At 65.2% G+C, this 21,926-nt stretch carries 24 protein-coding genes and 1 pseudogene; 17 read left to right on the top strand and 8 right to left on the bottom strand.

Going from position 1 to position 21,926, the window contains the following annotated elements; all coding sequences use genetic code 11:
- Positions 1–40: 40 nt before the first annotated feature.
- Genes SHTP_RS13195 through SHTP_RS13170 form a run of 6 tightly spaced genes read left to right on the top strand, consistent with a single transcriptional unit; the run spans position 41 to position 4,345 of the window.
- Positions 41–343, top strand: coding sequence for an urease subunit gamma (locus SHTP_RS13195; protein ID WP_096370836.1), 303 nt, complete (start codon positions 41–43; stop codon positions 341–343).
- The gene (locus SHTP_RS13190; RefSeq protein WP_011740894.1) at positions 340–651 is read left to right on the top strand and encodes an urease subunit beta; all 312 of its coding nucleotides are present in this window, start codon (positions 340–342) and stop codon (positions 649–651) included. Before SHTP_RS13195 ends, SHTP_RS13190 begins: the two co-directional genes overlap by 4 nt.
- Positions 651–2,384, top strand: coding sequence for an urease subunit alpha (locus SHTP_RS13185; RefSeq protein WP_096370835.1), 1,734 nt, complete (start codon positions 651–653; stop codon positions 2,382–2,384). The genes SHTP_RS13190 and SHTP_RS13185 overlap by 1 nt, the downstream gene beginning before the upstream one ends.
- Positions 2,384–3,019, top strand: coding sequence for an urease accessory protein UreF (locus SHTP_RS13180; protein WP_096370834.1), 636 nt, complete (start codon positions 2,384–2,386; stop codon positions 3,017–3,019). The genes SHTP_RS13185 and SHTP_RS13180 overlap by 1 nt, the downstream gene beginning before the upstream one ends.
- Before the next feature lie 10 nt (positions 3,020–3,029).
- A complete protein-coding gene (gene ureG / locus SHTP_RS13175) occupies positions 3,030–3,701 on the top strand; it encodes an urease accessory protein UreG (RefSeq protein ID WP_012394438.1) in 672 nt (223 codons plus the stop codon).
- The gene (locus SHTP_RS13170) at positions 3,701–4,345 is read left to right on the top strand and encodes an urease accessory protein UreD (protein ID WP_096370833.1); all 645 of its coding nucleotides are present in this window, start codon (positions 3,701–3,703) and stop codon (positions 4,343–4,345) included. Before ureG ends, SHTP_RS13170 begins: the two co-directional genes overlap by 1 nt.
- A 70-nt stretch (positions 4,346–4,415) precedes the next feature.
- Here the strand turns inward: SHTP_RS13170 and SHTP_RS13165 are convergent, their stop codons facing one another.
- From SHTP_RS13165 to SHTP_RS13155, 3 genes are all read right to left on the bottom strand, one after another.
- Entirely contained in the window at positions 4,416–5,801 is a 1,386-nt protein-coding gene (locus tag SHTP_RS13165) for an NAD(P)/FAD-dependent oxidoreductase (protein WP_096370832.1), read from the bottom strand.
- Between the two features lie 163 nt (positions 5,802–5,964).
- Complete coding sequence (locus tag SHTP_RS13160) at positions 5,965–6,888, bottom strand: LLM class F420-dependent oxidoreductase (RefSeq protein ID WP_096370831.1); 924 nt, start codon at positions 6,886–6,888, stop codon at positions 5,965–5,967.
- A gap of 50 nt (positions 6,889–6,938) precedes the next feature.
- A complete protein-coding gene (locus SHTP_RS13155; RefSeq protein ID WP_172900547.1) occupies positions 6,939–7,655 on the bottom strand; it encodes an SDR family oxidoreductase in 717 nt (238 codons plus the stop codon).
- A 298-nt stretch (positions 7,656–7,953) separates the two neighbouring features.
- Between SHTP_RS13155 and modA the strand changes: the two genes are divergently transcribed.
- Positions 7,954–8,667 carry a molybdate ABC transporter substrate-binding protein gene (gene modA / locus SHTP_RS13150; RefSeq protein WP_231991441.1) on the top strand — a complete coding sequence of 238 codons (714 nt, stop codon included), beginning with the start codon at positions 7,954–7,956 and terminating at the stop codon, positions 8,665–8,667.
- 9 nt (positions 8,668–8,676) lie between these two features.
- Entirely contained in the window at positions 8,677–9,471 is a 795-nt protein-coding gene (locus SHTP_RS13145) for an ABC transporter permease (protein ID WP_096370830.1), read from the top strand.
- An 11-nt stretch (positions 9,472–9,482) separates the two neighbouring features.
- Here SHTP_RS13145 and SHTP_RS13140 read toward each other — a convergent pair whose 3' ends face one another.
- The gene (locus tag SHTP_RS13140) at positions 9,483–10,316 is read right to left on the bottom strand and encodes a class I SAM-dependent methyltransferase (RefSeq protein ID WP_096370829.1); all 834 of its coding nucleotides are present in this window, start codon (positions 10,314–10,316) and stop codon (positions 9,483–9,485) included.
- Between the two features lie 186 nt (positions 10,317–10,502).
- Here SHTP_RS13140 and SHTP_RS30030 point away from each other — a divergent pair, with 186 nt between their 5' ends.
- From SHTP_RS30030 to SHTP_RS13110, 7 genes are all read left to right on the top strand, one after another.
- Positions 10,503–11,288 carry an NAD(P)/FAD-dependent oxidoreductase gene (locus SHTP_RS30030; RefSeq protein WP_276527069.1) on the top strand — a complete coding sequence of 262 codons (786 nt, stop codon included), beginning with the start codon at positions 10,503–10,505 and terminating at the stop codon, positions 11,286–11,288.
- Complete coding sequence (locus SHTP_RS30025; RefSeq protein WP_276527068.1) at positions 11,276–11,974, top strand: NAD(P)/FAD-dependent oxidoreductase; 699 nt, start codon at positions 11,276–11,278, stop codon at positions 11,972–11,974. The genes SHTP_RS30030 and SHTP_RS30025 overlap by 13 nt, the downstream gene beginning before the upstream one ends.
- A gap of 11 nt (positions 11,975–11,985) precedes the next feature.
- The gene (locus SHTP_RS13130; RefSeq protein ID WP_015355512.1) at positions 11,986–12,171 is read left to right on the top strand and encodes a hypothetical protein; all 186 of its coding nucleotides are present in this window, start codon (positions 11,986–11,988) and stop codon (positions 12,169–12,171) included.
- A gap of 183 nt (positions 12,172–12,354) precedes the next feature.
- The gene (locus SHTP_RS13125) at positions 12,355–13,476 is read left to right on the top strand and encodes a sulfate/molybdate ABC transporter ATP-binding protein (RefSeq protein WP_096372456.1); all 1,122 of its coding nucleotides are present in this window, start codon (positions 12,355–12,357) and stop codon (positions 13,474–13,476) included.
- 86 nt (positions 13,477–13,562) lie between these two features.
- Positions 13,563–14,513 (top strand): alanine and proline-rich secreted protein Apa, encoded by a 951-nt coding sequence (locus tag SHTP_RS13120; protein ID WP_096370828.1) that lies wholly within the window; start codon positions 13,563–13,565, stop codon positions 14,511–14,513.
- A 155-nt stretch (positions 14,514–14,668) separates the two neighbouring features.
- Positions 14,669–14,965 carry a GlsB/YeaQ/YmgE family stress response membrane protein gene (locus SHTP_RS13115; protein WP_020725276.1) on the top strand — a complete coding sequence of 99 codons (297 nt, stop codon included), beginning with the start codon at positions 14,669–14,671 and terminating at the stop codon, positions 14,963–14,965.
- Between the two features lie 65 nt (positions 14,966–15,030).
- Positions 15,031–16,059: a zinc-binding alcohol dehydrogenase family protein gene (locus tag SHTP_RS13110; RefSeq protein WP_096370827.1), complete on the top strand. Its 1,029-nt coding sequence runs from the start codon at positions 15,031–15,033 to the stop codon at positions 16,057–16,059.
- A 6-nt stretch (positions 16,060–16,065) separates the two neighbouring features.
- On the opposite strand, the gene SHTP_RS13105 is transcribed toward SHTP_RS13110, so the two are convergent.
- The 4 genes from SHTP_RS13105 to SHTP_RS13090 form a co-directional block, all read right to left on the bottom strand.
- Entirely contained in the window at positions 16,066–16,830 is a 765-nt protein-coding gene (locus SHTP_RS13105; RefSeq protein WP_096370826.1) for a CPBP family intramembrane glutamic endopeptidase, read from the bottom strand.
- 297 nt (positions 16,831–17,127) lie between these two features.
- Positions 17,128–17,793, bottom strand: a complete 666-nt coding sequence (locus SHTP_RS13100; protein WP_197706266.1) for an MOSC domain-containing protein — start codon at positions 17,791–17,793, stop codon at positions 17,128–17,130.
- Between the two features lie 111 nt (positions 17,794–17,904).
- The gene (locus SHTP_RS13095; RefSeq protein ID WP_096370824.1) at positions 17,905–20,307 is read right to left on the bottom strand and encodes a phosphoketolase family protein; all 2,403 of its coding nucleotides are present in this window, start codon (positions 20,305–20,307) and stop codon (positions 17,905–17,907) included.
- Between the two features lie 45 nt (positions 20,308–20,352).
- Positions 20,353–21,210 carry an SDR family oxidoreductase gene (locus SHTP_RS13090; protein ID WP_096370823.1) on the bottom strand — a complete coding sequence of 286 codons (858 nt, stop codon included), beginning with the start codon at positions 21,208–21,210 and terminating at the stop codon, positions 20,353–20,355.
- 143 nt (positions 21,211–21,353) lie between these two features.
- Here SHTP_RS13090 and SHTP_RS28965 point away from each other — a divergent pair, with 143 nt between their 5' ends.
- Both SHTP_RS28965 and SHTP_RS28960 read left to right on the top strand, forming a co-directional pair.
- Positions 21,354–21,605 (top strand): hypothetical protein, encoded by a 252-nt coding sequence (locus SHTP_RS28965; protein WP_231991440.1) that lies wholly within the window; start codon positions 21,354–21,356, stop codon positions 21,603–21,605.
- Between the two features lie 15 nt (positions 21,606–21,620).
- Positions 21,621–21,863, top strand: a pseudogene (locus SHTP_RS28960) (GNAT family N-acetyltransferase); the annotation flags it as partial.
- Positions 21,864–21,926: the final 63 nt, after the last annotated feature.

The following is a 21,926-nucleotide window of genomic DNA, read 5'->3' as shown; positions in this document are numbered from 1 at the left end:
GAAAGGCCAGAACCGTCACGGCGTGGCAGGATCCCAAAGCATGCGCTTGACGCCGCACGAACAGGAGCGATTGCTGCTGTCCTACGCCGCCGAGGTGGCCCGCCGCCGACAGGCTCGCGGCTTGCGTCTCAATCACCCCGAGGCCGTAGCGCTCATCACCGACCACGTCCTTGAAGGTGCACGCGACGGCCGCACGGTGGCCGAGCTGATGGCCAGCGGTTGTGAGGTCCTGGGTCGAGACGAGGTGATGGAAGGAGTGCCCGAGATGATCGCGGACGTGCAGGTTGAGGCGACCTTCCCGGACGGCACCAAATTGGTCACCGTCCATCATCCGATCCGATGATCCCCGGTGAAATCCACTACGGCAGAGGCGATATCGAAATCAACACGACTGCCCAGCGCATCGAGATGAATGTCGTCAACACCGGCGACCGCCCGGTACAGGTCGGAAGTCACGTCCATTTTCCGCAGGCCAATGCGGCGCTGTCGTTCGACCGCGCTGCCGCCCACGGCTACCGTCTCGACATTCCGGCCGCCACCGCGGTCCGCTTCGAGCCGGGCGTTGCCCACACCGTCAGCCTGGTGCCGCTAGAGGGCAGACGCGCGGTGTACGGGCTGACGCTGAATCCACCTGGAAGATTGGACGACTGATGGCGCGGCTGTCCAGGGAGCGCTACGCACAGCTCTACGGTCCGACCACTGGCGATAGGATCCGGCTCGCAGATACCGATCTGCTGGTCGAAATCACCGAAGACCGTTGCGGGGGGCCCGGACTGGCGGGGGACGAGGCGGTGTTCGGCGGCGGCAAGGTGCTGCGCGAGTCCATGGGCCAGGGGCGTGTCACGCGGGCCGAGGGCGCGCCCGACACCGTGATCACCGGCGCGGTAATCATTGACTACTGGGGAATCATCAAGGCGGATATCGGCATTCGTGACGGGCGCATCGTCGCAATCGGCAAGGCCGGCAACCCCAACATCATGTCGGGTATTCATCCCGACTTAGTGGTCGGACCGTCCACCGAGATCATTGGCGGAAACGGGCGCATCGTCACCGCGGGTGCCATCGACTGCCATGTGCACTTGATCTGTCCTCAGGTCATCGCCGAGGCCCTCGGTTCGGGTATCACCACCATCATCGGCGGCGGCACCGGCCCAGCGGAAGGCAGCAAGTCCACCACCGTCACGCCCGGGGGATGGCATCTGGCCAGGATGCTGGAAGCCCTCGATTCCTGGCCGGTCAACACCGCGCTGCTGGGCAAGGGCAACACCGTCAATCCCGACGCGTTGTGGGAGCAATTGCGTGGTGGGGCATCAGGTTTCAAACTTCACGAAGACTGGGGTTCGTCACCGGCGGCGATCGATGCGTGCCTGACCGTCGCCGATGCCGCCGGTGTTCAAGTCGCGTTACACTCCGACACTCTCAACGAGATGGGCTTCGTCGAGGACACGCTGGCCGCGATCGCCGGGCGATCCATTCACACCTACCACACCGAGGGAGCCGGAGGCGGGCACGCCCCCGACATCATCACCGTTGCGGCACATCCCAACGTGCTGCCCAGCTCCACCAATCCGACTCGCCCGCACACCGTCAACACCCTCGACGAGCACCTCGACATGTTGATGGTGTGCCATCACCTCAACCCACGGATTCCTGAAGATCTGGCATTTGCGGAGAGTCGGATTCGGCCATCCACCATCGCCGCCGAAGACCTGCTGCACGACATCGGAGCGATCTCGATGATCGGCAGTGACTCCCAGGCGGTGGGCCGGGTCGGCGAGGTGGTGATGCGGACCTGGCAGACCGCGCACGTCATGAAGCAGCGCCGCGGCGCCTTGGAGGGCGACCCGTCGGGCCGCTATTCGGCCGATAACAATCGAGCACGGCGCTATGTCGCCAAATACACCATCTGCCCGGCCGTCGCGCACGGTCTCGACCACGAGGTCGGCTCGGTGGAGGTGGGAAAGCTCGCCGATCTGGTGTTGTGGGAGCCGGCCTTTTTCGGGGTACGCCCGCACGCGGTGGTCAAGGGTGGCGCCATCGCCTGGGCCGCGATGGGCGATGCGAACGCCTCGATACCCACGCCTCAGCCGGTGCTTCCGCGCCCGATGTTCGGCGCGTCGCCGGCCGTGGCAGCGGCGACCTCCGTGCATTTCGTCGCAGCACAGTCCATCGAGGCCGGTCTGGCAGATCAGATCGCCGTCGACCGCCGACTAGTTCCGGTGGCCGATGTCCGGGCCGTCGGTAAGGCCGACATGCCACTCAACGACGCACAGCCGCGCATCGAGATCGACCCCGATACGTTCACCGTGCGTATCGATGGCGAGGTATGGGAGCAGCAGCCGGCCACCGACCTCCCTATGGCGCAACGGTATTTCTTGTTCTAGTGACCACGCTCGCGATGCTCCTGACCCTGGCCGATTCTCGGCTACCCACCGGTGCCCACGTGCACTCCGGCGGCGTCGAGGAGGCCATCACCGCCGGCTTGGTGACCAACCTGTCAAGCCTGGAGGCGTTTCTCAAGCGACGCATCCGCAGCCACGGCCTGGTTACCGCGTCCATCGCTGCCGCTGTGCAGCGAGGCGATCTGGCCCCCGATGGCGCAGATCGGGAAACCGACGCCCGCACACCTTCGCCCGCGGCGCGGGATGCCTCACGTAGCCAGGGACGAGGGCTGGTGCGGCTGGCTCGGGCGATCTGGCCGGAAGCGGACTGGGACGCCCTCGCCGCAAAACCCCATCTGGCGGTGGCTGCAGGCCGAGTGGGAGCACTGGCGGGGCTAACCCCCGAGCACCTTGCCCTGCAACTTGTCTACACCACGATGACCGGCTCGGCTACCGCTGCCCAGCGGCTGCTCGCGCTGGATCCCACCGACGTGGCCGTGCTCACGTTCCAGCTCTCTGAGCTGTGCACGACTACCGCCGCTGAAGCGGCAATCGGACTGGCCGATTTGTCCGACCCACTGCTCGATACGCTGGCGCAACATCACGCCGAACGCGAGCGGCCCTTGTTCGCCTCATGAAAGGTATTGCATGGCCAAGCATTCCCATGATCACACCCACGACCATCACGACCGGCCACGGCGGGTTCGAAAGCCGGGGGAGCCGTTGCGGATCGGGGTCGGGGGCCCAGTTGGATCCGGCAAGACCGCACTGGTGGCGGCGATATGTCGGCAGTTGCGAGACGAGCTGTCGCTCGCGGTGCTGACCAATGACATCTACACCACCGAGGACGCCGACTTTCTGCGCAAGCATGCGGTATTGCCAGACAGCCGGATAACCGCGGTGCAAACCGGTGGCTGTCCGCACACCGCGATCCGCGACGACATCACCGCCAACCTGGATGCGATCGACGACTTGATCGCCGCACACGACGCGCTGGACTTGATCTTGGTCGAATCCGGTGGTGACAACCTCACCGCCACCTTCTCGTCGGGCCTGGTGGATGTGCAGATCTTCGTCATCGATGTAGCCGGCGGCGACAAGGTTCCCCGCAAGGGCGGGCCCGGTGTGACCTTTTCAGACTTGTTGGTGGTCAACAAGACCGATCTGGCCCCGTTGGTGGGCGCCGATCTGAAGGTGATGGCTCGCGACGCCGAAGCGGTACGCGACGGACGTCCGACCGTGTTGCAGTCGTTGACCGAGGACCCCGCCGCGACGAAGGTACTGGACTGGGTGCGCAGTCAGTTGGCCGCCGCAGGCTGATGCACTCCGAGGTTCTGCTGGTCGCGTCGCGAAACCGGCTGCCGCGCATCCGATGCCGAGGCGGCATTGCGGCCCGTTGCACCGCAGCCGACACCGTTTTTCTGGTGTCGGCTGCGGCAACGCCGCTAGGGGGCGACAGCTTCGACCTCCAGATCATCGTTGAGGAGGGGGCGTCGCTGCGATTGCGAAGTGCGGCCGCGGCCGTGGTGTTGCCCGGCGCACAGACCATGACTTCCCGAGCCCGCTGGAAAATCGAGGTTGCTGGGGAGCTGGATGTGGACCTCGAGCCGACAATCGTCGCCGCTGCCGCCCGGCATCTGTCGTCTGTCACGGTGCAGTTGGATGGCGCTAGCCGGGTCCGTCTGCGCGAGCGCATCCAGATCGGCAGATGTGGTGAGCGGGAAGGATTCTGGTCGGGATCGCTGCATGCGGACCTGGACGGTCGTCCGATGCTGCGACACCGGATGGAACTGGGCGCTGGATCACTGGCCGATGACGTGATTTGCGCTCCCCGCGCGACGGTCAGCGAATTACGCTACCCCACAGGGGAGTTCACTGATGCAATCGAGGCCGGTTCGACAGTGCTGCAGCTCGCCGAGGGCGGAACTCTTAGTACGCGGCAAGCGGAACGGTTGATCGGCTAGAGGCCATTGCGGTCACCGGGCGCCGCGGAGTCGGATAGTCACGCTGCGAGTCGGCCGCGACCACACCGGCCTAGCTGGCTTGTCGCGCCTCGGTGCTCTGCGCCTCGGAAGCCAACTCGGCCAGCTGCTCCAGCCGCGTCCGGGCGAAAGCCTGCTGTTCGGTGATGGTCAGTTGACCACGCCGGGTGCTCAGGAAGGTCACCGTCCACGACAACAGCGTGCTGACCTTGGTCTTGAACCCGACCAGGTACACCAGGTGCAGGACCAGCCAGGCCAGCCAAGCGATGAAGCCGCTGATCTCCACTGGACCGATCTTGGCCACCGCGGAAAAACGCGACACCGTGGCCATGGAGCCCTTGTCGAAGTACTGGAACGGCTCGCGTTCCGCAGCGTTGGCACCGGCCAGCTCGGACTTGATCGTGGTGGCGACGTACTTCGCGCCCTGGATGGCGCCCTGGGCTACCCCGGGCACGCCCTCGACCGCAGCCATGTCGCCGATGACGAATACGTTGGGGTGTCCCGGGACCGACAAGTCGGGCAGCACCTGGACCCGGCCGGCTCGATCGAGCTCAACCTCGGACTGCTCGGCAAGGTCCCGGCCCAACCGGCTGGCCTGGACACCGGCGGACCACACTTTGCACGCGGATTCGATGCGCCGGATGGTGCCGTCGGAATCCTTCACGGTAATGCCGTTGCGGTCGACGTCGGTGACCATCGCGCCGAGCTGGATTTCCACCCCCAGCTTCTGCAGCCGTGCCGCCGCCCGCTCACCCAACTTGTCGCCAAACGGCGGCAGCACCGCCGGAGCGGCATCGAGCAGAATAACCCGCGCCCGGGTGGAGTCGATGTGGCGGAACGCGCCCTTCAACGTGTGCTCGGCCAATTCGGCTATCTGCCCGGCCATTTCGACACCGGTGGGTCCGGCCCCGACGACTGTGAACGTCAGCAGTTTGGCCCGTCGTTCCGCATCACGCGACCGTTCGGCCTGTTCGAAGGCGCTCAGGATCCGTCCGCGTAGTTCCAGCGCGTCATCGACCGACTTCATGCCAGGTGCGAACTCGGCGAAGTGGTCGTTGCCGAAGTAGGACTGGCCCGCGCCCGCGGCGACGATCAGGGTGTCGTATGGGGTTTCGTAGGTGTGACCGAGCAAGTCCGACACGACGGATTGCTTGGCCAGGTCGATGTGGGTCACGTTGCCCAGCAGCACCTGCGCGTTGCGTTGCCGGCGCAGGACCACGCGTGTCGGCGGCGCGATGTCACCTTCGGAGATGATTCCGGTAGCCACTTGGTAGAGCAGCGGCTGGAACAGGTGGTGGGTGGTGCGAGCAATCAGCTTGATATCGACGTCGGCACGCTTGAGCTTCTTTGCCGCGTTGAGTCCGCCGAAGCCAGATCCGATGATGACAACACGATGGCGCGGACGTGCTTGTGCTGTGGTTTCTGGCTGGGGGCTCATGTGACGCTGCTCCTGACGGATCTCCTGACGGGCGCACTGCAGTTAGCTACACGCTAGTCAAACCAGGCCCGCAAGCCCAACTCGTGAGCATGTGTAATTAGCCACACCGGCGCAACCGGATCCGCCCTCCCACCGGCGGCTCATCGCACAAACCCTGAGCGACCTACCCGGTCAACAGCGGGCGCAGTGCCTCGGCAACGGTGGTGATCAGGCCGGGGGAGTGGCCGTGCGCGGAGAGGTTCATGATCACGCCGTCAATGCCGGTGTCGAGCACTTTGGTTTGCACCTGATCGGCGATCTGTGCCGGGCTGCCGGTCACCATGCGCCTGCTCGTCTCTGCGGGAAGGCGCTCCACCTTGGCCTTCTCGTCGACCACCACCGTGAGCATCACACTGGTTTCCAGTGTTGATGGATCCCGCCCCGCTTCCTCGCATCGGGCGGCGACGGCATCCATCTTGCGAGGCAATTCATCCAGCGCCGCGACGATGTTGAGATGATCGGCCCAGTGGCCGGCGATGCGGAAGGTCTTCTTCTCACCCCCGCCGCCGATCAAGATCGGGATGCGGTCACGGTAACGGGGTTCGGCCATCGCCGATTCGGCTTGGTACCAACTCCCGGAGAAGGTCGGACGCTCACCCTTGATCATCGGATCAAGAATCTGCAACGCCTCCTCGAGCCGATTGAATCGGTCGGTGAAGGTGCCGAACTCGTAGCCGAGCTGGCGATGTTCGAGTTCAAACCATCCAGCGCCGATGCCGAGGACCGCACGTCCGGCACTGACCACATCCAGCGTCGTGATGATCTTTGCCAACAACGCGGGGTTACGGTACGTATTGCCGGTCACCAGGGTGCCCAGTTGCAGCCGCTCGGTAGCGGTGGCCAGCGCGCCCAGGGCGGTGTAGGCCTCCAGCATGGGCTGGTCCGGTGTCCCCAACATCGGCAGTTGATAGAAATGGTCCATCAAGAAAAGCGAGTCGAAGCCGGTCGCCTCGGCCTCGCACGCCTGCGCGATGACTGACGGAAAAAGCTTGTCGACGCCGGTACCGTAGGAGAAACTCGGGATCTGGAAACCAAGCCGGATAGCCACGGGCTCTACCGTAGCGATCGGCTCCGAAAAGCCAAGAGAACCGAATTGCCTCAGGCGAAGTGAGCGAGCGCGCCGTGGCTCACATGAAGCGTCTGGCCGGTGATGTGCCGAGCCGCCGGGGTGGTGAGAAACAGCGCCAGCCGGGCGATCTCTGCGGCCACCGGAGCCGGCGTGCGCGACAACCCTTCATAACCCGCCTGCACACTGCGTCCGCAAGCCACGGCGTTGACCGTGATGCCGCGGGTGCCGTAGATCTCGGCTTGCCCGGCGACCCAATTCGACAGGGCACCCTTGATCGCCGCGTCGACGCTGCCCGCTGGTGGGTTCTCCGCCACCACGCTGATGATCGAACCGCCAGATCGCAGATGGTCGCCGACACACTGCACGGTCAACACCGCCGAGAGCACGGTGGTGTCCAGTGCATTGCGCCACGCCGTGGCGGTGTCCGCCAGCGAGTAGGTGCGCGGATCGCCGGCATCCCAGGTCGGCGCCGGCACGTTGACGATGGTGTCCAGATGGTGGGGGAACAACCCGCGCACCTCTGCCAGGCTGGCCGGATTGGTGATGTCGCAGGCGATCGCGTCTGCGTCGAGTTCCTTGGCGACCACCTCGAGATCGTCGCGCCGGGCGCCGACAAGAGTCACTTTGTGACCGTCGTCGCGAAAGCCCTCGGCTACTGTGCGTCCCAGATCGGTGTCGCCGCCGGTGACCAGCACCTCCACTGCCCTGACCTCCTCGTGTTCACCGTTGAACCCAGACCCTGGCACTTCACCAGCGTTTATGTTTCCACTCGGCGCGTTGAAAACATCGTCCCGATGGTCACACACCACAGGATTGTTGCCTGGGATCTCAGCATGTTATGGCATCAATCCGCACCCATGTTACTGGACAGTAGCAATTTGACGAAACTCCGCGCGGTCGCGCCGAGCAGATGATTTGGGTAACGATTCGTCAGCAACGGACCCGCCCGTTCTCGCTGGCAGAAGCCTCCGAGGTCGCTGCTAGGTTTGACCGGTGACTCGGGTCGGGATGCTGGCCGGCATGGTGTCGGCGCTGCTGGTCTGAGTGGTGGGCTGCGGTTCGCCGTCACGGCCGGCCGAAGGTGCTCGCTCGATCACGATCTTTGCCGCGGCATCGCTGAAGACCGCCTTCACCCAGATAGGTGAACGGTTCAAGACCGCCAACCCGGGCGTCGGTGTCGAGCTCGATTTCGCCGGTTCCTCCGAGTTGGCCACCCAACTCACCCAGGGCGCCACCGCGGACGTCTTCGCCTCAGCGGACACCGCTCAGATGGACACGGTCGCCAAAGCCGGTCTGCTCGCCGCAGATCCGACGAACTTCGCCTCCAACACACTGGTCATCGTCACCGCGCCGGGCAATCCGAAGCACGTCGGATCGTTCGCCGACCTCTCTCGATCGGATCTAACCGTTGTGGTCTGCCAGCAGCAGGTGCCCTGTGGCGCGGCCACGCAGCGCATCGAAGACGGCACCGGGGTCCACCTCAACCCGGTTAGTGAAGAACTCAGCGTTACCGATGTCCTCAACAAGGTCACGACCGGACAAGCCGACGCCGCGCTGGTCTACCTCACCGATGCGATGAGCGCGGGAAGCACCGTGAGCACTATCAAGTTTCCCCAGGCCGCACCCGCGGTGAACGTCTATCCCATCGCGGTGCTCAGCAACGCCCCCCAACCGGGGCTGGCGCGTAAATTCGTCGACATGGTCACGGCCGAGACAGGACGTCGCATCCTGGATCAGTCTGGTTTCGCCAAGCCCTGACGAGCCGATATGCACGGACCACCGGAGCTGCCCCGCTGGGTTTACCTACCCGCTACCGCGGGGATGGGTTTGGCGATTCTGCCGCTGGTCGCGATGGCGGCCAAGGTCGATTGGCCGAATTTCTGGTCCCTGATCACCAGCACGTCGTCTCGGACGGCACTCGTGCTGAGCTTGAAGACCGCCTCGGCGAGCACCGCGATATGCGTACTCCTGGGCGTGCCGATGGCGCTGGTCCTGGCCCGTAGCCGGGCGCGGCTCATGCGGCTGATGCGGCCGCTGATCCTGCTGCCGCTGGTGCTGCCACCGGTAGTGGCGGGTATCGCGCTGCCCTACGCATTCGGCCGACTTGGCCTGATCGGGCGTTACCTAGAGGCGGGCGGTATCACGATCGCGTTCAGCACGACGGCCGTGGTGCTGGCGCAGACGTTCGTCTCGCTGCCATTCCTGGTGGTATCGCTCGAGGGAGCGGCGCGCACCTCGGGCGCGGACTATGAAGTTGTCGCGGCGACGCTGGGAGCGCGGCCCAGCGCGGTCTGGTGGAAGGTCACGCTGCCGCTACTGATGCCGGGTCTGGTGTCCGGTGCTGTACTCGCCTTCGCCCGGTCGCTGGGGGAGTTCGGCGCAACCTTGACTTTCGCCGGATCCCGCCAAGGTGTCACCCGCACGCTGCCGCTCGAGATCTACCTGCAGCGGGTGAATGATCCCGACGCGGCGATCGCATTGTCACTGCTGCTGGTCGCGGTGGCCGCGCTGGTGGTTCTGAGCCTGGGGGCGCGCCGATTGACCGGCGGCCAGGCGGGGTAGCTTCGGGTGGGTCAGTCGAACTCGAGCAGGACGTAGGCGCCGCGGAATGGCTTGATCGGCGGGAAACGCCACAGGGCGGGGTAGAGGGTCCTGAAGAACAGCCCGCGGCCTTCGGGCATCGGCACATCGTGCACCGCGCGGATTCCGGGCACGGTGTCGACCAGCCTCGCGAGCTGGTTCACCGGCAGGCTGAATGGCATCGGCGGAACGCGGTAGCGCCTGGAGGCACGCATACCCTTGGGGGCAACCCGCTTGACGATGGTGGGTGGCAGGTCGAAGAACATCTGTCCACCGGCAAAGCGCTTGGCGCACTGACTGATCAGCTCCATTGCCTGATTGGGCTGCAGGTACATCAGTAGACCTTCGGCGGTGATGAAGACGCCGGCGCGCGAGTCGACCTTGTCCATCCACGTGTAGTCCAAGGCGGACTGTGCGAGGTTGGTGACGCGCGCAGAATCCGGCAGCAGGCGCCGCCGCAGTTCCATTACGGGCTCCAGATCGAGCGATACCCAACGAAATTGCGTATCTGGTAGCGCATTGCTCACCCGCCAGAACCCGGTCTGAAAGCCCTCCGCGAGCGCCACCACGGTAGCCCCCGGATGCTTGGTGAGGTATGCGATCTCACACCGATCAACGGCCAGCGATCGCAACGCCATCTCTTGGCCGCGGCGTCCAAACTTCTCGAAGTCGAAATCGATGGATTCAACAAGTTTGATCGCCATCGGGTCATCGATGATCGGGTTCGGCTTGGCGGCTTGGTGAGCCCTGCCGTTGAGGGCCAGCAATGCGGTTTCAGAGACACCGCCCAGCATTCCGGCGTTCACGTTGTTATCTGAATGACCCACCTACACAACTTATCCAAGCCGCGCCGGAGGACTCCATGCCGCGCGCGCAATGCGGGTAGCCCCAGATTGCGTCGGTGGCCGCACTGGACATCCGATCGTCGATACCACTTAACAAAATACCCTAGGGGGTATAGAATGATCGGCTAGCTACCTCAGCTGTAGTTGAGTTCAATCAAGGAGCGACCAATGGCACGAGTCGTTATCCTCGGCGCCGGCATCGCGGGCCATACCGCCGCGCTGCACCTGCGCCGATGGCTTCCCCGCGCACACGAGATCGTCGTTATCTCTCCGAACGCCGACTGGAACTGGATTCCATCCAATATCTGGGTCGGCGTGGGGCGGATGGAACCGACGAAGGTGTTGATTCCCCTCAAACCGATCTACCAGCGCAAAGGCATCGTCTTTCACCAGGCGCTGGCAACCGCTATCCGGCCCGAGGGCACCGGTGAACAGCAGACACCGTCGGTAGACTTCACGTACACCGAGGAAGGGCGACGCGGCGAGACCGGCAGCCTTAGCTACGACTATTTGATCAATGCGACGGGCCCTCAGCTGAATTTCGCGGCGACGCCGGGCCTCGGTCCCGAGGGGCACTCGTATTCGGTGTGTACTGCCGACCACGCCACCGAGGCCGCCAAGGCGCTCGACGGGGTCATCGCCAAGTTGCGGGCCGGCCAGCGGCAGCGCCTCGTTATCGGTGTCGGGCATGGCACCTGCACCTGCGAAGGGGCAGCGTTCGAGTACACCTTCAACGTCGAACATCGACTGCGCGCCGCCGGTGTGCGCGACTTGGCCGAGGTCATCTATCTGACCAATGAGTACGAGCTGGGTGATTTCGGGGTCGACGGCATGAGATTCGTCGACAAGGGATTCATGACAAGGGATTCATGCAGTCCAGCCGGCTGTGGACCGAATCGCTATTCCGCGAACGTGGCGTCAAGGCGATCACGCAGGCCCACGTGCACGAGGTGATGGACGGCAAGCTGCGCTACGAACAGCTCGACGGCAAAGAACGCGATCTGGACTTTGACTTTGCGATGCTGCTGCCACCATTTAGGGGTGCCAGCCTGGCCGCCTACGACCGGGACGGCAACGACATCACGTCCACGTTGTTCGCGCCATCGGGCTTCCTCAAGGTCGACGCCGACTATTCGGGCAAGCCCTACGACGAGTGGACCGCCGAGGACTGGCCACACACCTACGAATCCGTGGCCTATCCGAACATCTTCGCGCCCGGCATCGCGTTCGCGCCGTCGCACCCAATCTCCAAACCGCGCAAGAGCGTTACCGGGACGGTGATCACCCCCAGCCCACCCCGAACCGGCATGCCGTCGGGCATCATGGCCAAGACCGTGGCCGAGACCATTCGCGATCGCATCACCAACAACGCCGCGAGTCCGGCCCACCAAGCCTCGATGGCGACCATGGGCGCCGCATGCATCGCCTCGGCCGGAACCGGCCTGCGTGAGGGTTCGGCGGCCGCGATGACCATGTTTCCGGTCGTGCCCGACCCGGTGCGCTACCCGCAGACCGGCCGCGACATCAGCGGCACCTCCGGTGAGCTTGGCCTGGCGGGGCACTGGATCAACATGCTGCTGCACTACCTGTTCATCTACAAGGCCAAGGCCAGGCCGTTCTGGTGGCTGATCCCTGAATGAAAGGCGCTTCCATGGACCTTACGGACGCGGACAAAAGCGGCTCAGACGTGGATGTCCGGACCGCCGAACGCATTGCCGACGCCCCACTACCCACCGGAGCCAAACTGCGCATGCGGCAGAATCTTCCGGTGCAGATGTGGCGATTCGTCCGCATCAATCTGAAGATGATGCGAATCATCTTCAGCGGACACCACTAGCCGCTCGCGGCGACCGGCCATCGGTCATGCTCGCCGTCACTTAGGGTGTGAGCATGCGTCGTAGTGGTGGGCAAATCGGGTGCCCAGTGCCGACGGTATGGTGCGGATTTCGCGGGTCGTGACGTCAGGCGCAATTCGCAGAATTCAGGCGTGCACGGTGCCGCCGACACGGGACGGCGCGATGTGAGCGCGCTAGAGCTTCGCGCGGTCGTTGCGGACCGTCGTCTAGACGTCGAGTTCTCGGTGGCGGCGGGCGAGGTGCTGGCGATCCTGGGGCCCAACGGCGCCGGAAAGTCTTCCGTCTTACACGTCATCGCCGGGCTGGTTCGCCCTGGCAACGGAGTGGTTCGTCTAGGCGAGCGGGTGCTGACCGATACCGCCGCGGGCATCGACGTGGCAACCCACGACCGCAAAGTCGGTTTGCTGCTGCAGGACCCGCTGCTGTTCCCGCACATGAGCGTGGGCGCCAACGTCGCGTTCGGTCCACATCACCGTCGCGGCACGTTGCGCTCCGGTCGCCGCCAGCAACGCGAATCGGCACTGCGGTGGCTAGCCAAGGTGGGCGCCGAGCAGTTGGTAGATCGCCGGCCGCGACAGCTGTCCGGCGGCCAAGTCCAGCGCGTCGCCATCGCCCGGGCGCTGGCGGCCGAACCAGATGTGCTGCTGCTCGATGAGCCGCTGACCGGCCTCGATGTCGCCGCGGCCGCGGCCATCCGGGCGGTGCTGCGCGCCATGGTGGTCGACAGCGGATGCGCCGTAATTTTGATATCTCATGACCTGCTCGATGTATGCACACTGGCCGATCGGGTGCTGATTCTCGAGGCCGGCCGGATCTCCGAAATCGGCGCGGCCGCCGACGTACTGGCCGCGCCGCGCAGCAATTTCGGAGCTCGCATCGCGGGGGTCAACCTGGTCAGCGGCACCATCGGCCGTGACGGGTCCCTGCACACCCGCTTCGGTAGCCAATGGAGGGGAACACCGGCCCGAGACCTCGATGAAGCGCTCGATTTTGGGCAAGACGCCATCGCCGTGTTCCCGCCGACCGCGGTGGCAGTGCACCTCGAACCGCCGCACGGCGGCCCACGCAATACGGCCGAGGTGACCGTGGCAGATCTACAGACTCGTGGGCCGGCCGTGTTGGTGCGCAGTGAGGACCAGCCCGACGGCTTGCCCGGCCTGGCCGCGAGCATCACCGTCGACGCTGCCGCCGAGTTGAAGCTGACGCCCGGGGCGCGAGTGTGGTTCAGCGTCAAGGCTCATGAGGTGGCGTTACATCAAGCATTGCGCCGCCAGGTAGCCCGCTAGGGGATTGCCACCGGGTCCGTCACGATCAGCGAAGACATGGGCAGGCCATCCTTGCTTCGCGGCCATAACACGGTAGGTTCGTCGCCATGCATGAGGTGGACCCCAACAAGCGACGTCGCCACGGACTCTGGACAACGCTAGCGCTCGCAGCGGTGAGCAGTGCCAGCGTTGTCTCCATTGCCCTTCCGGCGACCGCCAGCGCCGACCCGGCGCCTGCGCCGGCACCGTCGACCACCGCGGCGCCATCGGCGGATCCCAATGCCGCACCGCCACCAGCGGACCCCAACGCCCCACCACCACCACCGGCAGACCCCAACGCCCCACCGCCACCGGTGGTTGACCCGAATGCACCGGAGCCCGGGCGGGTCAACAATGCGGTCGGTGGTTTCAGCTTCGTCGTTCCGGCGGGCTGGGTCGAGTCCGACGCTTCGCACCTCGACTACGGGTCGGCGCTGCTGAGCAAGATGACGGGCGAGCCACCCATGCCAGGACAGGCCCCGCCGATTGCCAACGACACGCGAGTCGTGTTGGGGCGGTTGGACCAGAAGCTCTACGCCAGCGCGGAGGCCACCAATCCCAAGGCCGCCGTCCGGCTGGGATCGGATATGGGTGAGTTCTTCATGCCTTATCCCGGCACCCGGATCAATCAGGAAACCATTCCGCTCAACGCCAACGGGATAACCGGAAGCGCGTCGTACTACGAAGTGAAGTTCAGCGATGAGTCCAAGCCCAACGGACAGATCTGGACCGGCGTAGTCGGCACTCCCGCGGGCAGCACGCCCAACGAAGGACCGCCGCAGCGCTGGTTTGTGGTCTGGCTGGGAACCTCGAATGACCCCGTCGACAAGGGTGCGGCGAAGGTACTGGCGGAGTCGATCCGGCCGTGGATGCCACCACCGGCACCGGCACCGGCGCCTGCGCCGGGTGAGCCCGCGCCGCAACCGGGCGCGCCGGAACCCGTCCCCGCACCGGCTCCCGCGCCGGCCGCTGGGGTGGCTCCGACCGTCGCCCCAGCACCGCGAACACAACCGACCTGAGGCCGTACTGCCCCTGACAAGATAGTCCCCGCCAACTAGGCGGGGATATTCTTGGCTTCGCAGAATCGCATCCCCATCGTTACCCGAACGGGGTATACCGAAGTCACGGTCCGACACCGCAGTTGGACCTTGCCAGTGATTGCAAGGAGATCCCGATGGACGTCATGGCAGCTACCGAATTCCTGGCTCGCTCCAGCACCTTGACCAGTGTCGGCTGGCTCGGCTACATCATCATCGGAGCGCTCGCCGGGTGGATTGCCGGCAAGATCGTCAAAGGCGCCGGATCCGGCATTCTGATGAATATCGTGATCGGCGTCGTCGGCGCGCTGATCGGTGGCTTCTTGCTGAGCTTCTTTGTCGACACCGCCGCCGGCGGCTGGTGGTTCACCTTGTTCACCGCGATCCTGGGCTCGGTGATCCTGCTCTGGATCGCGGGCAAGGCCCGCCACTAGCGCGTTGGATCCCTGCTGACCGTGGCGGGTCGAGCCGTCCCTGGCGATAGCGTCATCATGGACTGATGGCCGCACCCGCGAGTACCCCGAGGATGAGCGCATGGCAGGTGCGCCGGCCCGGCCCCATCGACACCGGCCCGCTGGAGCGGGTGAACGTCGAAGTACCAAGACCGGCGCCCTCCGAACTGCTCGTGGCGGTGCGAGCATGCGGCGTGTGCCGCACCGACCTCCACGTCACCGAGGGCGATCTGGCGGTGCACCGGGAGCGGGTGACGCCGGGACATGAGGTGGTCGGAGAGGTCGTAGAAGTAGGGGCCGAGGCCGGCGACGAGTTCGCCGTCGGCGACCGGGTGGGCATCGCCTGGCTGCGCCACACCTGCGGGGTGTGCAAGTACTGCCGCCGTGGCGATGAGAACCTGTGCCCGAAGTCCCTCTACACCGGATGGGACGCTGACGGGGGATACGCAGAATTCACCACCGTTCCCGCGGCGTTTGCCCACCATCTGCCCAGCGGCTACAGCGATAGCGAGCTGGCCCCACTGCTGTGCGCCGGCATCATCGGTTACCGCTCCCTGCTGCGGGCCGAACTACGACCCGGCGGCAGGTTGGGCCTGTATGGGTTCGGCGGCAGCGCGCACATCACCGCACAGGTCGCGTTGGCCCAGGGAGCCGAGGTGCATGTGATGACCCGTGGAGCCGAGGCGCGTGAGTTGGCACTCGAGCTTGGCGCCGCATCGGCTCAGGGGGCCGCCGACCCACCACCGGTACCGTTGGATGCCGCGATCCTGTTCGCCCCGGTAGGGGAGCTGGTGTTGCCGGCTCTGGCGGGCCTCGACCGTGGTGGCACCCTGGCGATCGCCGGGATTCATCTCAGCGACATCCCGCCGCTGAACTATCAGCGTCACTTGTTCCAGGAACGTCAGATCAGGTCGGTGACGTCCAACACCCGCGGTGATGCCCGGGCTTTCCTCAACTTTGCGGGCCAGCATCATATCGAGGTCACCACGCCCGAATACCCGCTCGGGCAGGCTGACCGCGCGCTCAGCGACCTCAGCGCGGGCCGCATCGCCGGCGCCGCGGTGTTGATCGTGTAACGAGGTTCAGCTCGACAGGTGCCAGACCACAGCGGCCGCCAGGGCACCCACGCCGTTCAGCGACCAATGCAGGGCGATCGGCGCGATCAAGCTTCCGCTGCGGCGGCGCAACCAGCTGAAGACGAAGCCGGCGGCCCCGGTGGCCAGGACCGCCAAGACGACGCCGGCGACCATCCCGACTATCCCGCCACCGAACAACCGGGTGAAACCGACGTTGCTACTGGTCAGTCCCAGCGACGTCGCGACGTGCCAAAGTCCGAACAACAATGATCCCGCCAGCGCCACCCCGCGAAATCCCCAAGCCCGATTCAGCGCCCCATGCAGCACCCCGCGGAAGGCGAGCTCCTCGGGGATGACCGTTTGCAGCGGGATGATGACCACAGAGGCAATCACGGCGCCAGAAACCGTCGCGTAGTGGTTGTTCATGAACATCGGCCGAGTCATCGGCAACAGCACACCTACCGAGATCACCAGGACCACCAGGCCAACCGCGGCCAGCGCGTAGAACATCCCAGATCTCCAGTGCTCCCGCCCCAACCCCAACTCGGCCCAGCCCAGACCCCTGCTACGCACCAGGATGACCAGCCCGACCGCGGCCGCCGGGACGGTCGCGATGCTCGCCCACGGCGTGGTGAAGTGCGCAATAAGATTTGTCAGCACCAACACCACAACAACAACCGCGACATCAAGGTGGATACGCAACCTGTGCAGCGCGGAAAGCTGCGTCACTAGCGCATCCGGGTGAGGGGCCGTCGTCGCATGGTCACGCATGCCGACCGATTCTACCTGCGGGGCGGTCGTCCACCTCCGTTTTTCGTCGGCGCCAGCGGTACCGGCCAACTGCAGGCAAGGGCAACCGGGGCGGCCGCGAGATGCGGCCGCCCGCTCGTCTCCTCGGCCCACATCACCGAAAGGGCAGACAACCCTTACAAACTCGGCGGGGCCAACAGCAGCTCGAAAGGATCGGGCCGCCCCGCGGCGCCGTGCTCACCGGTGATTCCTTGCTGTCGTATGCGCACCGACGCACGTCGAGTGTCTACTTGCTCACAGTCGCCGAGGCCGACGCGCTCAGCCAGTGTTGGACGCCAGCCGACGGCGCACATCCGCCTTGATTTCCGCCGGCAGCGCATCTGCCGCCAGCAGCTTGGGAAGCAGGTCGGGTTCAGCCATCCGAGCACGAAATACCAGCCCAATGGTCACGTCGTGATCAGGCCGGTGGTCGACGGTGATCGTGTCGCCGGCGCGCACCGTTCCCGGCGAGATCACCCGTAAGTAGGCGCCGGGCTTGCCGGCCTGGGTGAAGGTCTTGATCCATTGCTTCAGATTCAAGAACGCCGCGAACGTGCGGCACGGGACCCGCGGCGCGGAGACTTCCAGCACCAAGCCGTCGGCGCCGATACGCCAGTGTTCCCCGATCCGCGCGCCAGTGACGTCGAGGCCCGAGGTCGTCAGATTTTCGCCGAAGATTCCGTTGGTGAGGGTGCGCTGCAGTTGCGCCTCCCACGCGTCAAGGTCTTCTCGCGAGTAGGCGTACACCGCCTGATCGTCACCCCCATGGAAGTTGTGATTGCCGATGGTGTCCCCGACCAGACCGCTCCCCAGGCCCCCTTGCACGGGCCCGGGGGCACGGACCATTACCGCCTCATCCGCCGCCACTTTGTCGATACCCGTCAATTCCGACGTCGAACGCACGTCGGGATTCGCCCGGGTACGAGCCAAGTTGACCGTCAACACATGCGCCACCTACACAGGCTAGCGCCGAAGCATGGGTCGCCTCGCTCCCATCACTCGCCAAGCTCGCTCTGCTCGCTCGGCTCCCAAACCCAACAGGTCGCCTCGCTCCCATCACTCGCCAAGCTCGCTCTGCTCGCTCGGCTCCCAGGCCCAATCCGCAATTCGCGGGTCGTCCTCACCATGCTCACGCGTGTACTGGCGCGCTGCCAGGCGCGCATCGGCCATCCGCTGCCGCAGCACCGCAGCCAGGCTGGACAGGCCCACCACCCGGTCGATGACGTCGATCACCAGGTGGAAGCGATCCAGGTCATTGAGCATCACCATGTCGAACGGCGTAGTCGTGGTGCCTCGCTCCTTGAACCCGCGCACATGGATGCGGGCATGGTTGGCGCGACGGTAAGCAAGGCGGTGGATCAGCCATGGATAGCCGTGGTAGGCGAAAATGACCGGCTTGTCGCGGGTGAACAGCGCATCGAACTCGCGGTCCGGCAAGCCGTGGGGGTGCTCGGACTCCGGCTGCAAACGCATGATGTCGACGACGTTGACCACCCGGACACCCAGGTCGGGCAGTTCGCGACGCAGGATATCGGCGGCCGCCAGTGTCTCCAACGTCGGAATGTCTCCCGCGCAGGCCAGCACCACGTCGGGCTCGCCGCTGGCCGTACTCGCCCACTGCCAGATGCCCAGTCCCCGGGTGCAGTGCGCGATGGCCTCGTCCATATCCAGATAAGCCAGCGCGGGCTGCTTGCCGGCGACGATGACGTTGACGTAGTTGCGGCTACGCAGGCAGTGGTCGGCAACCGAAAGCAAGGTGTTCCCGTCCGGCGGCAAGTAGACGCGGACCACCTCCGGACGCTTGTTGGCGACCAGGTCGATGAACCCGGGATCCTGATGGGAAGCGCCGTTGTGGTCCTGCCGCCACACGTGGGAACTCAGCAGGTAGTTCAGCGATGCGATCGGCCGCCGCCACGGCAGCTCCCGGCTGGTGGAAAGCCATTTCGTGTGCTGATTGAACATCGAGTCGACGATATGCACGAAGGCCTCGTAGCAATCGAACATGCCGTGGCGGCCGGTCAGTAGATAACCTTCCAGCCAGCCCTGACACAGGTGTTCTGACAGCACCTCCATCACGCGGCCTTCGGCCGAAAGGTGGTCGTCATCGGCCGTGGTCTCCGACAGCCAGGTTCGGCCGGTTGCCTCGAATACGGCGCTGAGCCGATTCGACGCCGTCTCATCCGGACCCATCAGACGGAATCGATCCGGGTTTCGCCTGATCACATCGCGCAGAAATGTCCCGAGTACCCGAGTGGCTTCGTGGATTTCGGTGCCCGGGCTGTTGACCTGCACCGCGTAGTCGCGGAAGTCGGGCAGATCGAGGTCACGCAACAAGAGCCCGCCGTTGGCGTGCGGGTTGGCGCTCATCCGTCGATTGCCGCTGGGAGCCATCGCCCGCAGTTGCGCTCGCAGCTTGCCGTGATCGTCGAACAGCTCGTGGGGCCGGTAGCTGCGCAGCCATTCTTCAAGCTGGTCACGGTGCTGCGCGTTGTCGTGGGTGTCAGCTAGCGGAACCTGATGGGATCGCCAGGTGCCCTCGACCTTCTTGCCGTCGACGACTTTTGGCCCCGTCCAGCCTTTGGGGGTGCGTAGCACGATCATTGGCCATACCGGCCGCTTGATATCGCCGCCGGTGCGGGCGGCGAGCTGAATCGCGGCGATCTCGTCGAACGCCTCGTCGAGCGCGCCGGCCAGCTGCTGGTGCACACGGGGCGGATCATCGCCGGCCACCGTGATGGGCCGGTTGCCGTAGCCGCGCAACAGCGATTCGAGCTCGTCATGCGGAATGCGGGCCAGCACGGTCGGATTGGCGATCTTGTAGCCGTTGAGATGCAAGATCGGCAGCACCGCCCCGTCGATGGCGGGGTTGAGGAACTTGTTCGAATGCCAGCTTGTCGCCAGTGGACCGGTCTCGGCTTCACCGTCACCGACCACGCAGGCGACCACCAGGTCGGGGTTGTCGAAGGCCGCGCCGTAAGCATGCACCAGCGCGTAGCCGAGCTCGCCGCCCTCATGAATGGACCCGGGCGTCTGCGCCGCGACATGGCTGGGAATCCCGCCCGGAAAGGAAAACTGGCGAAACAGCCGCCGCATTCCGTCGGTGTTCTCCGCGATGGCGCTGTACACCTCGCTGTAGGTGCCTTCCAAGTACGCATTGGCCACCAGTCCGGGCCCCCCGTGGCCGGGCCCGGTGACGTAGATGACGTTGGCGTCGCGCTCGCGAATTATCCGGTTCAGGTGCGCGTAGATCAGATTGAGGCCGGGGGTGGTGCCCCAGTGACCCAGCAGCCGGGGTTTGACGTGCGTGGGCACCAGCGGTTCGGCCAACAGTGGATTGTCCAGCAGATAGATCTGACCGACCGACAGGTAGTTGGCGGCGCGCCAATAGGCGTCAATGAGGGCCAGGTCGTCGTCGGACAGGGGAGCGGGTTCGCTGGTGGCACGATTTTCTGGGCTCATCTCATCGATTGTGCGTGCCGTCGATGAACAACCCGTTGACGGCGCTCAGCTTTCTCCGGTTTCGCCGCGGGCGCGGGCCTCGTAGGCCTCGCGCTTGGCGGCGTCGACGTCGTCGGTGAAGACATGCTCACCCCCGAGGAGTCGGTTGAGGCCTTCGGACAGCCAGCGGGGGAGGTACTTCTGCGAGGCGATCATGGCGCCGGCCGCTTTGGTGACCCGCACGCGAGGCTTGGGATTGGCCACCAGCGCGACGATTGCGTCGGCGATGTCAGAGGGCTCAGCGTTCTTGAACCCTTTCATCCCCGGCGTCCCCGACGCGAGTTCGGTGTTGACGAAGGTCGGCAACACCATGGAGAACTTCACCCCGGTGGTGCGGTATTCGATCCTGGCGGCATCGGTGAATGCGATCACCGCGTGCTTGCTTGCGCAATAGGTGGCCAGGCCCACCACGTAGATCTCGCCGACCAGCGATGCGACGTTGATGACGTGGCCCCGCCCGCGGGGAACCATTCGCTGAGCCGCCAGCTTGCTGCCCACCATGACGCCGTAGACATTGATGTCCAGAATGCGCCGGGTCACCGAATCCGGCTCGTCGACAATCCGCCCGACAGGCATGATGCCGGCATTGTTCACCAGCACGTCGAGCGGGCCGAGTTGGCGCTCGACTTGATCGAGGAAGTCCGAGAAGGAATTTGGGTCGGTGACATCGAGTTTGCCGTACACCTCGAGGCCGAGGTCGGCGCCGGCTTCCTTCACAGCGGGTTCGTCAACGTCGCCGATCGCGACTTTGGCACCCAGCTTGTGCAGCGCGGTCGCGGTTGCCAGCCCGATTCCCCGTGCACCGCCGGTGATCACGATGACTTTGTCCCGGACCCTGACGCCGATGGTTGTCGAATCTGCCATTTCGCCCTCCCCGACTTTGACGGGTGTCAACTAGTCGACCCGCCAAGCACAGCACTGACGGCTCCGCTGCGCAAATGGCCCTGGTGATGGGCGCGCACGCCGATTGAATGGCCATAGCGGCAGACAGTCTCGATACTGCAACCATGATCGAGGTCCGCGCAGCCACCCCGGAGGATGCCTATGACGTGGCCCGGGTGCATGTGCGTTCCTGGCAGTGGGCATTCCGGGGACTGATTTCCCAGGATTACCTCGACAATCTCAGCCCGCAAGACTGGGTCGACCGCTACACCGTTGGCCGGATGGGGTTGCGACTACCCTCCATCCAGGTGGCGGTCGACGGTTCGGCGATCCGCGGCCTGGCCACCACCGGTCTATCCCGCGACACGGAGCTGTAGAACTTCGGTGAGCTCCGGGCGATCTATGTCGATCCCGAGCATGTCTGCACCGGCGTCGGACGGTTGCTCATGACTGCCGCCCGGGAACGGCTGCGGCGGGTTGGCGTCACCGCAGCCGTGTTATGGGTCCTGGATGGCAATGCCCGCGCTCGGCGCTTCTATGAACGCGATGGATGGAATTTCGACGGCACGCGTCGCACCGAGATCATCGGCGACACCCCGGTCGACCAAATGCGCTACCGCTGCTCACTGACCTAGCCGCCCGGCGCGGAATCATCGACTGGCCGAGGCCGCACCGATGCGCTTGGCCGGTCGGCGGTC

It is taken from the genome of Mycobacterium ulcerans subsp. shinshuense (assembly GCF_002355775.1).
Classification (GTDB): Bacteria; Actinomycetota; Actinomycetes; order Mycobacteriales; family Mycobacteriaceae; genus Mycobacterium; species Mycobacterium marinum.
The sequence above is the reverse complement of the archived record's forward strand: the minus strand, read 5'-3'. Positions and strand labels throughout refer to the sequence as shown.

What these genes read in the sequence shown, in the direction of transcription:
- ureG (WP_012394438.1), top strand. Translation starts at nt 3,030, where the DNA reads ATGGCCAAGCATTCCCATGATCACACCCACGACCATCACGACCGGCCA.
- SHTP_RS13165 (WP_096370832.1), bottom strand. Translation starts at nt 5,801, where the DNA reads ATGAGCCCCCAGCCAGAAACCACAGCACAAGCACGTCCGCGCCATCGT.
- SHTP_RS13095 (WP_096370824.1), bottom strand. Translation starts at nt 20,307, where the DNA reads ATGAGCCCAGAAAATCGTGCCACCAGCGAACCCGCTCCCCTGTCCGAC.
- SHTP_RS13120 (WP_096370828.1), top strand. Translation starts at nt 13,563, where the DNA reads ATGCATGAGGTGGACCCCAACAAGCGACGTCGCCACGGACTCTGGACA.
- SHTP_RS13105 (WP_096370826.1), bottom strand. Translation starts at nt 16,830, where the DNA reads ATGCGTGACCATGCGACGACGGCCCCTCACCCGGATGCGCTAGTGACG.
- SHTP_RS13130 (WP_015355512.1), top strand. Translation starts at nt 11,986, where the DNA reads ATGGACCTTACGGACGCGGACAAAAGCGGCTCAGACGTGGATGTCCGG.
- SHTP_RS13090 (WP_096370823.1), bottom strand. Translation starts at nt 21,210, where the DNA reads ATGGCAGATTCGACAACCATCGGCGTCAGGGTCCGGGACAAAGTCATC.
- SHTP_RS13185 (WP_096370835.1), top strand. Translation starts at nt 651, where the DNA reads ATGGCGCGGCTGTCCAGGGAGCGCTACGCACAGCTCTACGGTCCGACC.
- SHTP_RS13170 (WP_096370833.1), top strand. Translation starts at nt 3,701, where the DNA reads ATGCACTCCGAGGTTCTGCTGGTCGCGTCGCGAAACCGGCTGCCGCGC.
- SHTP_RS13110 (WP_096370827.1), top strand. Translation starts at nt 15,031, where the DNA reads ATGGCCGCACCCGCGAGTACCCCGAGGATGAGCGCATGGCAGGTGCGC.
- SHTP_RS13190 (WP_011740894.1), top strand. Translation starts at nt 340, where the DNA reads ATGATCCCCGGTGAAATCCACTACGGCAGAGGCGATATCGAAATCAAC.
- SHTP_RS28965 (WP_231991440.1), top strand. Translation starts at nt 21,354, where the DNA reads ATGATCGAGGTCCGCGCAGCCACCCCGGAGGATGCCTATGACGTGGCC.
- SHTP_RS13115 (WP_020725276.1), top strand. Translation starts at nt 14,669, where the DNA reads ATGGACGTCATGGCAGCTACCGAATTCCTGGCTCGCTCCAGCACCTTG.
- SHTP_RS30030 (WP_276527069.1), top strand. Translation starts at nt 10,503, where the DNA reads ATGGCACGAGTCGTTATCCTCGGCGCCGGCATCGCGGGCCATACCGCC.
- SHTP_RS13145 (WP_096370830.1), top strand. Translation starts at nt 8,677, where the DNA reads ATGCACGGACCACCGGAGCTGCCCCGCTGGGTTTACCTACCCGCTACC.
- SHTP_RS13195 (WP_096370836.1), top strand. Translation starts at nt 41, where the DNA reads ATGCGCTTGACGCCGCACGAACAGGAGCGATTGCTGCTGTCCTACGCC.